We start from the raw sequence: 14,158 nt of genomic DNA on the forward strand, positions 1-14,158 counted from the left end.
TCAGCTGTTCTGTGCAGCCTTGGCGTTTTGCAGTTGCCGGGCTTTTTCCGTCAACAAGGCTTTTTCTTCCGGGCTCATGCTGTCCAGGCGCAACCGCGTCCGGGCCAGTTTCTCCAGTTGACCGGGGCTGCTTTCCCGAGATCGCAACACCAATGCCAAACCCGCCACGGTCGGATGATCAAACACCACACCGGGATGGATTTCGCACTGCAACAACTTGCGAATACCGGCCACCAGTTTGATCACCAACAACGAATGGCCACCGGCGGCGAAGAAATCCCGATCAATGCCCAAACGCTCAACACCCAGCAGCTGCGCCATGCGTGCCGCGAGCAATTGCTCGAGCGCATCCCGTGGCGCCAGACATTCTTCGTCAGCCAGGCTTGCGCTGAGTTGCTGCAACGTCTTGCGGTCGATCTTGCCATTGGCCAGCCGTGGAAAACGTTCGATGAACTGCACGTGCTGCGGCAGCATCACGGCGGGCAGGCGCTGGGCCAGTTCGCTGCGAACGATCTCAAGCAAGGCCGGCGAAGGTGGCTGATGAGGCACGACGAATGCCTGCATCCCCTGTTCAGCTGTAGCGCCTGGCAACACCAGTGCTTCAGCCACCTGAGGCAGGCGCAGCAGTTCAGCTTCGATCTCCACCAGTTCGATACGGAAACCACGCACCTTGATTTGTTGATCGCGCCGACCGTGCAACTGAATCGCCAAATCCGGGCGATAACGCGCCAGATCTCCGGTGCGATACAGACGTTCCTGAGGATTGAACGGGCTCTGAATGAACACCTGCGCATCGGCCTCGGCATTGATGTAACCACGGCATAATTGCGCGCCACCCAGGTACAGTTCGCCCAACATCCCGACCGGGGCCAGTTGCAAGTGGTCGTCAAGGACATACACCTGATTGTTACCCAGCACCTGGCTGAGGGCGGCAGTCTCTTGAATTCCACCGTCCAGCAACAGCGGATGGATCAGCACACCCACCGTCGCTTCCGTCGGGCCGTAGTGGTTGAACACCCGGCAATCGCTGCGCAACTGAGCGATACGCTCAAGCAGCGTTGGGACGATCGGTTCGCCACCGAGAATCAGCGTAGACGGCAGTAGCGGACTGTCGCTGTCGAGCAGCGCGGCAAGGTGCGACGGAACGATCTTCAGGCAATCGATAGCCTGCTGTTTCAAGTAATCGGCGAACAACCGGCCGTCCTGCATCTGCTCGTCACTGGCCACATGCAGCGTCGCACCGTTGAACAGGGCACCAAACAATGCGGTGTTACCCAGGTCTGCCGCCACGGTAGACGAGAAGCCAACGTGTTTACACTGATTAAGCCCCAGGGCCTGACTGGCATGAGCGGTGTAATTGAGCAATTGTTGATGTTCGATCACTACGCCTTTGGGTACACCGGTGGAGCCTGAAGTGAACAGCACATAGGCCGCATCGCTGCCCTGGGTATCGAATTCGATGACCGGTGCCGACAGGTCCGTCGATTGGTGCAATTGATTCAGCGTGCAGACGCTCAACGAATGACCGTGCCACTGATCAATTTGCGCGGCATCCACCAGCAGCAAAGCGGCCCCGGCCTGCTCCAGCATCAACACCTGACGCGCCATCGGCCATTGCGGGTCCAGCGGCAGATACGCCGCACCGACACGCCAGACCGCCAGCATCGCCACCACCAGATCGGCCGAGCGCGGCAACGCCAACGCGACGATCGAACCTCGGGTCAGGCCTTGGGTTTTCAAAGCCTTGGCCAACCCGTCGACATTGGCCTGCAATTGCCCGTAGCTCAGGTGTTGCTGCGCGTCGGTCAGCGCAACGGTGTCCGGTGTGGCATGCGCCCAATCGGCAATGCGCTGCGGCAGGTATCGGCCATCCACCAGCGGTCGGGGTGGCGGGTTGATTGCCAGCAAGCGTCGTTGCTCGGCGGCCCCCAGCAATGCCAGTTGCCCCGACTCGGCCTGAGGATTGGCCACGATGCTCGCCAGCAATACGCTGAACTGCGTCATCAGCCCTTCGACAGCCATCAGCGAATAACGCTGCGTGGCGTAATGAAGATGCAGGCGGCCCGATTCGCCCGGTTCGAGTTGTAGCATCAGTTCAAATTGAGTTTCCCGAGCAACGGGACGCTGCACGGGTGTCCACTGCAGCGCGCTTGAAGTCTGGGGCTGCGGTGCACGCCAGACCGCGAAACCATAAGCCGGTCTGGCCGCTGCGGGTGCGAGTTCCGGTGACCAGTATTCCTGCCAGGTGCGGTGCTCCTCCAGGCGCGCCGCCAGTTCACTGACCCAGGCGCTGAACGAAGTACGTGCCACCATCGACAAATGCAGCGGCAGGGTTTTCTCGAAAACGCCCACGGCGTCGCAGAAATACTCATAGTCGTCGCGACTGTCGTGCCGCACCCCGACCAGCAGCTGTTCATTTCCACCCAGACGCCCCAACAGCAACCACCAGGCGGCTTGCATCACGACGCTCAGCGGTTGCGCCAGCGAGCCTGCCAACTGCTGCAGCGCGTTGTGCAGCGTGGGCTCAAGCGTGGTCGTCAACAGCGCTGTAGCGGACGATGTCTTGGCGGTTGCGGCCCGGTAGCCCAGCCATGGGGTGGACAGGTCGACATCCGCGCCTTGCAGGTGCTGCTGCCAGTAAGTCCGGGCACTGGCCGCATCCTCGTCGAGCACCACTTCGCTGCGCCATTCCAGGTACTGGGTGAATTCCCCGGTCTCGTCATCAGCCTCGGCCAGCCCCTGCTCATACGCCCGCAACAGTTGCTGATAAATCAGCCGCAAGCCGCTTTCATCGATACAGTGCCGGGCAACGCCGAGCACCAGGGTCCAGTGATTGTCCGCCTGGCGATAGAGCATCGCCTGAGCGTTCTCCGACTCACCGACGACAAACGATCGTGCCGCCCATTCGGCGACTTGAGCCTGGATTTCGGCTGCCGTTTCCAGGCGTGTCTGCACCGTCAACGGGAAGCGCCCGACGCCCCCGGCAAACTGGCGAAGACCATGGAAGCCCGGCGCCTTGGCCAGGCGCGGCACCAGCATCGGTTGCTGCGCCAACAGCGCATCCAGCGCCGCTTGCAGACGCTGCGGGTCAAGCGCACCGGTAATGTCCACTTCCAGCAAATGCAGCGCATCACTGCAGGCCGGGGCCTTGGGCAGCTGCTCAAGCAGCCCTTGCTGCTCGGGAGTGAAGGCGTAACCCAGGTCCTGCGCGTCCATCGATACCTCGTTCATGCTCCGGTTTCCTCGGTGTTCATGGTGCCTTGGGCGTTCTGTGCGCTTTCAAGGGCACTGCGGTCGAACATGTCGCCCATGGCGACGACGATTTTGCGCGGGCCTTCGAACGGATCACGGGCGTGAGCTACGAGCATGTTGTCCAGCAGGATCGCATCGCCTTTTTGCCAGTCGAAACGCACCGCGCATTCCTCGTACAACTCACCGATGCACTGCATCACGTCGTCTTCGATCGGCGAGCCATCGCCGTAATAGACATGACGCGGCATGCGCTCCAGGCCGAACATCGACAGCAGGTCTTCACGCACATCCGGCTCCAGCCAATAGATGTGGTGCAACTGCACCTGATTGAAGAACGACTTCTCGCCGGTGACCGGGTGACGGATGATCGCCGGCCCCGGAGTACGGGTCTGCAACTCATCGTTATCGAGCCAGCGCCATTCGATACCACCGGCACGGCAACGGGCCTCGACCTCGGCGCGATCTTCGGTCTTGAAGAAGTGCTGCCAGGACACGTCGAGCTTGTCGGTGAACGTACGTACGTAGAGCAAGCCCTTGTTTTCGAATTTTTCACGCAGGTCCGCCGGCAGTTTTTCGTACATCAACCGGCAATCGACCACCGGTGTCGCACCGCCCACGGGCGCCGCCTGCTCGCAATAGAACATCTGCTTGCGCGGCCAGCGGTCCTGATGCGAACTCTCGTTGTGGAACAGGATCATCTTGCGTTCCGGGTACGGCGTGGAGCGGTAGGTGTTCTTGCCGCCCTCCTTCTTCGGCAGGTCGCCATACTGGCCATAGAGCCCCGGCTGGATCGCTTCGGCAAAAGCTTCAAAACCCTGAATGCCGTCCAGTTCGAAGCCGCGGAACAAAATGCCGGCGTGCTCGGCCAGTTTCTGTTCGATCAATGGCCGGTTGTGGTTGATCCACTCGATCACGTCCAGGTGCGGCTCGTTCGGCTCCAACAGCAACGGAAACCGCTGCGGTGCAACCAGCAGGGATTCACGCAGCGGCGACGGCCGGACTTTGGCGACCGGAGTCGCGGAACGCTTGAGGAATTTGCCGAGTTTGTCGGCCTTGGGTCCCGGGGCGGTGGCGGGCATAGCAGCCACCGCGCGGTTGTCGACAGGCATACTGAGAGCTCCCAACTGAATGTCCTGATCAGCGACGATCTGTTCCAACAGGGCTATCCAGGCCTTGACCAGGTACTGAATGCGCTCATGTCCGAACAAGGTTGTGGCGAATTGCCAAGTACCCAGCAATTGCCCTTCTTCATCGTCAACGAACAATGCCATGTCGAATTTAGAATGGGTCTCGAGCGCCGGCAGCGCTTCCACGCTCAAACCGCCCATGGCCTGGACACGTCCCGGCAGGTTGTTCATCACGAACAACACCTGCACCAACGGGTTCATGCCCTTGTGTCGCGGTACGCCCGAGGCGTCGACGATCATGTCGAACGGCAGGTCCTGATGCTCCAGGGCGCTGAGCAGGGTTTCCTGGGTCTGCGCGAGGAAGTTAGAGAACACGGTGCCGGCCTCGAACCGCGAACGCAGAGGCAGCACGTTGACGAAGAAGCCGATCAGCCGCTCGAGCTCCGGCTGCTCACGCCCGGCGACATCGGCACCGACCAGCACATCGGCTCCACCACTGACCTGGTGCAGCAGCACCTGGAACGATGCCAGCAGCGTGCTGTACAACGTGACGCCTGCGTCCACGGATAGCTTGCGCAGCGCGCGGCTCAAACCGGTGGTAAGCCGGAACTGCACCGCGTCGCCCTCATTGGACGGCGTCAGGCCGCGCGGGTTATCCAGTGGCAGCATCAGCTGCCCGCTGTAACCGGCGAGCCGGTCTTTCCAGTACTCGGCCTGTTGCCCCAGAACCCCTTGCTGCTCAAGCGCCTGCTGCCAGAGTGCGAAGTCGGAATACTGCACCTCCAGCGCCGGCAGTGGCGTCAGGTCGCCGTCCTCGGCACGGTCGTAGCTGTCGTAAACTTGCACCAATTCATTAATCAAAACCCCCATCGACCAACCATCGGAAATGATGTGGTGCATGGCGTACAGCAACACATGTTCGGTCGGCCCCAGGTGCAGGATTCGCCCACGCAACAGCGGTGCCTGTTCCAGGTCGATCGGTGTGCGCGCGTTATCCAGTGCCGTTTGCGCCACCTGTTCTTCCTGAGCACTGCGCGACAGCCCGGACAGGTCGATCACCGGGAAGTCCAGCTCGACATGCTCGGCGATCAGCGCAATTGGGTCGCCCTCGTCGTCCTGCGTATAGGCGGTGCGCAGCACTTCGTGGCGGCGCACCACCTCGGCAAAGCTACTCAATAGTCGCTCGATCGACAGCTCGCCGCGCAAGCGCAGGGCCATCGGCATGCCGTAGGTCGACGTGCCGCCGGACAACTGCTCGGCGATCCACAGACGGCGCTGCACCAACGACAACGGTGCGCTGTCCTTGGCGCCATGGGCCTTGAGCGCCACGGAACCAGCGCCCGTGCCCGTCGTTGGCGCGTCCTGCTGCTGGCGCATCCAGATCGCCAGTTCCTTGAGGCGTGGATGGTTGAACAGGTCACGCAAGTTCAAGGCGCCGGCCGTGAGTTTGCGCAGGCGCGAAACCGCCTGAGTCGCCAGCAGGGAGTGCCCGCCCAACTCGAAGAAGTGATCCTCGCGACCGACCCGCTCGAGTTCCAGCACGTTCTGCCAGACCGTCGCAATCTGTTCTTCGAGTTCGCCGACCGGTGCGACAAAGTCCCGAGACGATGCGCTGACATCAATGCTCGGCAACGCCTTGCGATCGATCTTGCCATTGGGCGTCAGTGGCAGGCTTTCGAGGAACAGCACATGCGCCGGCACCATGTAATCCGGCAGGCTTTCCTTAAGTCGTGCTTTGAGTTCTTCGCGCAGTACGGCCTGTGCCGAGGCCTCGCCAAGAGTCAGCGCCGGGTCATCGAACACTACGTAGGCGACCAACTGCTGGCCCAATGCGCCCGGATGCGCCACGACCAGCGCTTGTCGCACGCTCGGCGCCTGAAGCAGACGGGCTTCGATCTCGCCCAGCTCGATACGGAAGCCACGCACTTTCACTTGATGGTCGATACGCCCGGCGTATTGCAATGTGCCGTCGGCCTGATAACGGGCCAGGTCACCGGTGCGATACAAGCGTTCGCCGTTGCTGGCAAACGGGTTCGGCACGAACTTCTCGGCGGTCATCGCCGGGCGCCCCAGGTAACCGCGGGTAATGCCGGCTCCGGCCAGGTACAGCTCGGCCGATGCGCCCAGCGGCGCCGGTTGCAGATCGGCACCCAGCAGGTAGCTGGCGGTGCCGTTGAGCGGCCGACCGATGTTCGCCGTGCCGCCGGCTTCGCGGCGACTCCAGGTGGAATAGGTGGTGTCTTCCGACGGGCCATACAGGTCGTAGACATGTTCGATGCTCGCCTGCTGGTACAACGTCTCCACCAGACTCTGCTTCAGTGGCTCACCGGCCAGGTTGATGATGCGCACGCCTGGCGGAATCTGCCCGGCATCCTGCAATGCGGCAATGGCCGACGGCACGGTGTTGATCAGGCGCACCTGCTCCCGCGCCGGCAAGTGCGGCAGTTCCAGAGCATTGCGGGCGATGATCAGCGAACCGCCGTTGGCCAGGGTGACGAACAGCTCCCACACCGACAGGTCGAAACACACCGACGTCGAGGCCAATACCCCTTGAATGTCGTCGCGGCTGTACACCGACCGCGACCAGTCCATCAGCGCCAGCACATTGCGATGGGTAATCGCCACGCCTTTGGGCTTGCCGGTGGAACCGGAGGTGTAGATCACGTAGGCCAGGTTGTCCGGCGTCACCGCAGTCACCGGCGCGTGATGCGGATAAGCCGCCAGTGGCGCTTCGAGCTGATCGAGCAGCAGCACCTGAGTATCAGCGCCTGTGGCCAGCGTCGTCGCCACCGCCTGTTCGGTCAGCAGCACCAGGGCACGGCTGTCCTCAAGCATGTAGGCCACGCGATCGGCCGGATAATCCGGGTCCAGCGGCACATAGGCGCCACCGGCCTTGAGCACCGCCAGCAGCGCCACCAGCAAGTTGTCGGAACGCTGCATCGCCACGCCAACACGGACTTCCGGGCCGACACCGCATTCAATCAGCTTGTGCGCCAGACGATTGGCCCGCGCTTCGATGTCGGCATACGTCAGCTGCCGGTTGCCGAAGGTCACGGCCAACGCTTGCGGCTGCACAAAGACCTGACGATCGATCATCTGGTGAATGCACAGATCCTCGACCCCACAGGCTTCGGTGCGGTTCCAGTCGCGCAGTACTAATTGCTGTTCGGCTTGGTCCAGCAACTCCAACTCGCCGAGGCAACGCTCGGCGCTGGCGCTCATATGGATCAACAGGTGCTGCAACTGCGCCGCCAGTGTCGCCACGGTGGCCGCGGCAAAACGGCTGTGCTGATAGCTGAAATGCACCGTCAATCGGCTGTCCAGGCTCACCGCCAGCGTCAACGGGTAGTTGGTTTGCTCATGCCTGGCCACCTCGCCGAAGCGCAGATCTTGTGGCGCGCCCTGTTGCAGGGCTTCGGCGATCGGGTAGTTCTCGAACACCAGAATGTTGTCGAACAGGGCTTCACCACCCTGCCCGGCCCAGCGCTGAATGTCGAACAGCGGCGTATGTTCCTGCTCACGCAGCAGCAGATTCTGCGCCTGCACCTGCTGCAGCCACTGCGCCAACGGTTGTTCGGCACGGGGGCTGGCGATGACCGGCAAGGTGTTGATGAACAGACCGATCTGCTGTTCGACCCCACTCAGCTGCGCCGGACGACCAGAAACCGTGGCGCCGAAACTGACGGTGTCCTGCCCGGTGTAGCGCTGCAACAACAGCAGCCAGGCGGCCTGAACCAGCGTGTTGACGGTGACTTTCTGTCCCCGGGCAAAGGTGTTGAGGTCATCGGTGACAGCGGCGTCCAGGGTCAGGAAATGCTCGCCCTGCGTATCGATGCCAGCCTGGTTGCCACGGTAAACGAGCGTGTCGGCCAGACGGGTCGGCGCCTCGAAGTTCGCCAGCTGGCCTTTCCAGAAGTGCTCGGCGACCTGCGCGTCCTGTTGCGCCAGCCACTGGATGTAATCCCGATAACGACCCGCCGCGATCGCCGGTGCCTGGCCGCTGTAGCGTTGCAGCACTTCGCCCAGCAGCTGCGAGTTGCTCCAGCCATCCATCAGAATGTGGTGGCTGGTGTAAATCAGCTGAAAGCGTTCGGCGGCGACTTGTACCACCACCAGGCGCAGTAGAGGCGCCTCATGCAGGTCGAAGCCCTGTTGCCGTTGTGCATGAGCCAGTGCCTCGAGCGCCTGGGGCAGGTCGTTCTGCCCACGCCAGTCATGGAAGGTGAACGGCACTGGCAAGCGCTTGTGGATCACTTGCTGCGGCCGCTGCAATTCGCCGTCCCAGATAAAACTGCTGCGCAGCACATCGTGCGCATCCAGTGCCGCTTGCCAAGCGTCGCGGAAACGCTCGACCTGCAAACCTTCGACGTCCACGCACAGCTGATTGATGTAATCGCCGACCTGCTGCTCGTAGAGGGTGTGGAACAACATGCCTTGCTGCATCGGTGACAACGGGTAAATGTCTTCGACCTGGCGTGGCGCCACGGGCAACGAATCGAGCTGGATTTGCGTCAACCCGGCCAGCGGGAAATCCGACGGTGTCAGCCCCTGATGCCGAGCCTGACAGCAGTGCTCGATCAAGATCCCCAGTTCCCGCGCATAAGCATCCGCCAACCGCGCGATGGTCGATTGATCGAACATCTGCCCGCTGAATGTCCAGCCGATACTCAATTCGCCGCCATACACCCGACCATTGAGGGTCAGCCAATTGTCCAGAGGCGCCAGCGGACTTTGCTGCGCGCCGGCCGATTCGCTGGCTGGGGTGAACAGTGCGCCCGCCTCGTCGCCGAACCCGGCATCGAACTGGCCCAGGTAGTTGAAGGTAATGCGCGGCACGGGCAAGGCTTGCAGCGCCTGCCGGGTGCGGTCATTGCCCAAATAGCGCAGCGCGCCAAAGCCCAGGCCCTTATCGGGGATCGCCCGCAGCTGCTCTTTGATCGTCTTGATCGAGTCCTGCGCAGTCGCCGCCGGGGTCAGCCTGACCGGGAACAGACTGGTGAACCAGCCTACGCTGCGGCTCAAGTCGAGTTCTTCGAACAACGCCTCGCGACCATGGCCCTCGAGCTGGATCAGGGTCGATGCGTCGCCCGTCCAGTCAGCGATCACTCGCGCCAGAGCCGTCAGCAACAGATCGTTGACCTGTGTGCGATAGGCCGCCGGCGCCTCCTGCAACAGCTGGCGGGTCTGCTCTTTGTCCAGACGGGTCTGCACATGCAAGGCGTGACGATTGTGCAACTCGCCCTGTGGTCGATCGCAAGGCAAGTCATTGCGCGAATCCTGCAATTGCCCTTGCCAGAACGTCAGCTGAGCCTGCATCACCGCACTGTCGGCATGTTGTTGCAAGCGCCGCGCCCAGGCCTGGGTGGCGCTGGTCTTGGCCTGCAATTTGAGCGCTTCGCCGGCCTGCAACTGCTCGTAAGCCTGTTGCAGGTCTTCGAGCAGAATGCGCCAGGACACGCCGTCGACGACCAGGTGATGGATCACCAGCAACAGACGCTGACTGCCATCGGCCATGTTCGCCAGCACGGCGCGCAGCAGATTGCCGCTCGCCAGGTCGAGGCTGCGCTGGGCCTGCTCGCCCAACTGCTCGAGCGCCGCCGGATCAGCGATCTCGGCGGTCCACAGCAAAGGCGACTGTTGCCAGAGCACCTGTTGCTCAGCCAGCGAACGATGCTGCGCGGTCCAGCGGTCGCCTTGACGGATGAAGGCCAGACGCAACGCGTCGTGATGCGTGATCAGTGCCTGCAACGCACGCTCCAGGTGTTGGGCGTGCAACGGTTTGGCGGAGTTGAGCAGCACCGACTGGTTCCAGTGGTGCGGCTCGGCCATCTCGCGCTCAAAGAACAACTGCTGGAATGGCAGCAATGGCGTGTCGCCGGTGACCGGGCCCTGGTCGATGCTCAACCCGCTGTCGCCGACAGTCGCCACCGCCGCGAGGCTTTGCACGTTCTGGTGCAGGAACAAATCTTTGGGGCTGAAATGGATCCCCGCCTGGCGCGCCCGGCTGACCACCTGAATCGAGATGATCGAATCGCCACCCAGCTCGAAGAAGTTGTCGCTGATACCCACCTGCGGCCGACCCAGCACGCTTTGCCAGATCTCCACCAACGCCTGTTCGGTGGCAGTGGTCGGTGCGGCGTAAGCCTTGCTGCTGGTGGTCGTGTCAGCCTTTGGCAACGCCTTGCGTTCCAGTTTGCCGTTGGGGCTGACCGGCATTTTCTCCAGCCACAGCCAATGCTGCGGGACCATGTAATCCGGCAAGGTCTGGCTCAAGTATTCCTTGAGGCTGCGCTGCACGGCGTTGCGAACGTCATCATCGGCATGCAGCAGTGCGTCGCGGGCCGGCACCACATACGCCACCAACAGTGTGCCGTCCTGGGCGATGACCACCGACTCACGGACTTCGTCGTGTTCGGCCAGACGCGCTTCGATCTCGCCCAATTCGATGCGCAGGCCACGGATTTTCACCTGATGGTCCATGCGCCCGGCGTATTCGATCACCCCGTCGGCGCGATAACGCGCCAGGTCACCGGTACGGTACAGACGCTGGCCATCACCGAAGGCACTGGTGACAAATCGCTCGGCGGTCAGTGCTGCACGGCGGTGATAACCCCGGGCCAGGCCTTCGCCGCCCAAGTACAACTCACCGACCACACCCACCGGTACCGGCGACAACTCGTGATCGAGAATGTAAGTGCCCAGGTTGGCGATCGGCTGGCCGATCGGCACGCTGTCGCGATCTTCCTCGATACACGTCCAGTGCGTAACGTCGATGGCTGCTTCGGTCGGGCCGTAGAGGTTGTACAGCCCGGCATTGGGCAGCTTGGCAAACACTTGCTGCTGCGCATCCACTTGCAGGGCTTCGCCACTGCAGACGATCCGGGTCAGGCTGGTGCACTCGCCCACCGAAGGGTCTTGCAGGAACGCCTGCAACATCGAAGGCACGAAGTGCAGCGTGGTGATGTGTTGCGCGGTGATCAGCTCGATCAATTGCGCCGGATCACGATGAATACCCGGCGCGGCCACTACCAGTGTCGAGCCGGTCAACAGCGGCCAGAAGAATTCCCAGACAGAGACGTCGAAACTGAACGGCGTCTTTTGCAGTACGCTGTCCGTGGCGTCGAGCCGATAGGCTTGTTGCATCCAGCACAGACGATTGACCAGCGCCGAATGACGGTTGCCCGCCCCTTTCGGTTTGCCGGTGGAGCCCGAGGTGTAGATCACGTAAGCGAGGTTTTCACCCTCAAGGTCGATGCCTGGGTTGGAATCGCTGTGCCCTTCCAGCCAATCGCCGTCCTGATCCAGCACCAGGCTGCGAATGCCTGCCGGGATCGGCAATTGCTCAAGCAAGTGGCTCTGGGTCAGCAACAGCTGAATGCCGCTGTCTTCAAACATGTAGGCCAGGCGTTCCTGCGGGTATTCCGGGTCCAGCGGCAAATAGGCACCGCCCGCCTTGAGGATCGCCAACAAGCCCACGACCATTTCCACCGACCGCTCGACCGCGATGCCCACCAGCACATCCGGGCCGACGCCCTGCTCGATCAGCACGTGAGCCAGTTGATTGGCTCGGCCATTGAGCTCGGCGTAGCTCAGACTTTGTTCGGCAAACACCAGCGCACACGCATTCGGGGTTTTACCGACCTGTTCTTCGATCAGGTCATGCACGCTGCGGTGCAACGGGTAGTCGACAGCGGTGGCGTTCCAGTCGACAACCGTCAGTTGCCGCTCCTGGTCATCAAGCACTGCCAATTGCCCGACCGGCCGGTTGATGTCCTCGACCAGGCCCCGCAACAGATTCAGCCAGTGCAGGCCCATGCGCTTGATGGTCGATGGTTCGAACAAATCGGTGGCGTAGGTCAGCGAGGCGTGCAGGCCTTGCGGGTTGTCGCTGGTGTCCAGGGTCAGGTCGAACTGCGCGGTGCGGTGCTCCCAACTGAGGTTTTCCAGATCGATGCCCGGCAAGGATTCGGCCAGCGTTGACGCCGCTTCACTGCGGTGGTTGAACATCGCCTGGAACAGCGGGCTGTGGCTCAGGTTACGTTGCGGTTGCAAGGCATCGACCAACTGCTCGAACGGCAAGTCCTGATGCATCTGCGCCGCCATGGCCGTCTGCTTCACCTGTTGCAGCAATTGAGCGCCCGTCATCTGGCCGTCAAACTCGGCGCGCAGCACCTGAGTGTTGACGAAGAAGCCGATCAGACGCTCGGTTTCCAGTCGGTTGCGGTTGGCAATGGGCACCCCGACGCGGATGTCGGCCTGGCCACTGTAGCGATGCAGCAAGGTCTGGAACGAGCCGAGCAACAGCATGAACAGCGTGACGTTTTCGCGCCGGGCCAATGCCTTCAGGTCATTGCTCAGGGATTCGTCGAGGGTGATCGGCAGACGCGCGCCGCGGAAACTTTGCTGCGCCGGACGCGGATGATCCAGTGGCAACTCCAGCAGCGGCTGTTCGCTGCCCAGTTTTTCGGTCCAGTACGTCAATTGCCGATCCCGTTCACCGGCGGCCATCCATTGACGCTGCCAGACCGCGTAGTCGGCATACTGCACCGGCAACGCTGGCAGTTCGGCCGGCCGGCCCTGGCTGATCGCCGAGTACAGGCCCATCAGATCATCGATCATCACCTGCAACGACCAGGCGTCGGAGACGATGTGGTGCAGGGTCAGCACCAGCACGTGATCCTGCTCGCCCACCTGCAGCAGGACGAAGCGCACCAACGAACCGTCGAGCACATCGAACGGACGTTGCGTCTCCTGTTCGACGAAGGCCTTGATACTCGCCTCATCACTGGCGGCCAGACACTGTTCGACAAAGCTCACACGACCTTGCGGGCGGATCACCTGCCAGGTGCGGCCATCTTCTTCGACGAACGCTGTGCGCAGACTTTCGTGGCGCTCCACCAGCGCCTGGAAGCTGCGTTGCAGTGCGCTTTTGTCCAATTCGCCGCGCATCCGCAGCGCGGTCGGGATGTTGTAGGCGGCGCTGTCGGGGTCCATTTTCCACAGGAACCATTGACGTTCCTGGGCAAAGGACAGCGCCAGCGGTTGATCACGGTCGACCTGGGTCATCACCGGTGACTGCTCGCCGGGTTCGGCGCCCAGTGCCTGGACGAAATCCTCCAAGGTGCTGTGCTCGAACAGGCTGCGCAACGGCACCTGGATGTCCAGCACCCGACGTACCCGCGACACCACTTGTGTCACCAACAGGGAGTGCCCGCCCAGCTCGAAGAAGTTGTCGGTCAGGCCTACGCGATCCAGCTTCAGCACGTCCTGCCAGATGGCGGCGACTTGCTGTTGCCGTTCGCTCTGCGGGGCGACATAACGCGTCTGCAACTGGCTGGCATCCACCGCCGGCAACGCCTTGCGATTGAGCTTGCCATTGGGGGTCAGCGGCAGGCTGGCGAGGAATAGAACATGCGCCGGGACCATGAATTCCGGCAGGCATTCCTTGAGCCGCGCCTTGAGTTCATCACGCAGGCGCAGTTGATCGTCGGCGGCATTGAGGTCCAGTTGCGGCGCGACCACATAGGCCACCAGTTGCTGGCTGCCCAGGGCTTCCTGCGCCAGCACCGCCACTTCGCGAACCGCTGGCTGCTCCAGCAAACGCGCTTCGATTTCACCCAACTCGATGCGGAAACCGCGGATCTTCACTTGATGGTCGATGCGCCCCATGTATTCGAGCACGCCGTCGTGACGATGGCGCGCCAGGTCGCCTGTGCGGTACAGCCGCGCACCATTGCCGAACGGGTCGGGCAGGAAGCGCTCGGCGGTCATCGCCGCAC

At 62.2% G+C, this 14,158-nt stretch carries 2 protein-coding genes (1 of these 2 only partly in view); both read right to left on the reverse strand.

The window, feature by feature from the left end:
- The gene (locus tag KGB18_RS14610) at positions 1–3,231 is read right to left on the reverse strand and encodes a non-ribosomal peptide synthetase (RefSeq protein WP_223570145.1); all 3,231 of its coding nucleotides are present in this window, start codon (positions 3,229–3,231) and stop codon (positions 1–3) included.
- On the reverse strand, positions 3,228–14,158 hold the 3' portion of the coding sequence (locus tag KGB18_RS14615; protein WP_223570146.1) for a non-ribosomal peptide synthase/polyketide synthase. The gene runs 2,596 nt beyond the window's last position; the window shows 10,931 of its 13,527 coding nt (coding positions 2,597–13,527); its start codon lies beyond the right edge, outside the window; its stop codon occupies positions 3,228–3,230. Before KGB18_RS14615 ends, KGB18_RS14610 begins: the two co-directional genes overlap by 4 nt.

Source organism: Pseudomonas sp. BF-R-26, from assembly GCF_019947395.1.
In the GTDB taxonomy this organism is placed as follows: domain Bacteria; phylum Pseudomonadota; class Gammaproteobacteria; order Pseudomonadales; family Pseudomonadaceae; genus Aquipseudomonas; species Aquipseudomonas farris.

Coding starts and splice junctions, on each gene's coding strand:
- KGB18_RS14610 (WP_223570145.1), bottom strand. CDS start 3,231: ATGAACGAGGTATCGATGGACGCGCAGGACCTGGGTTACGCCTTCACT.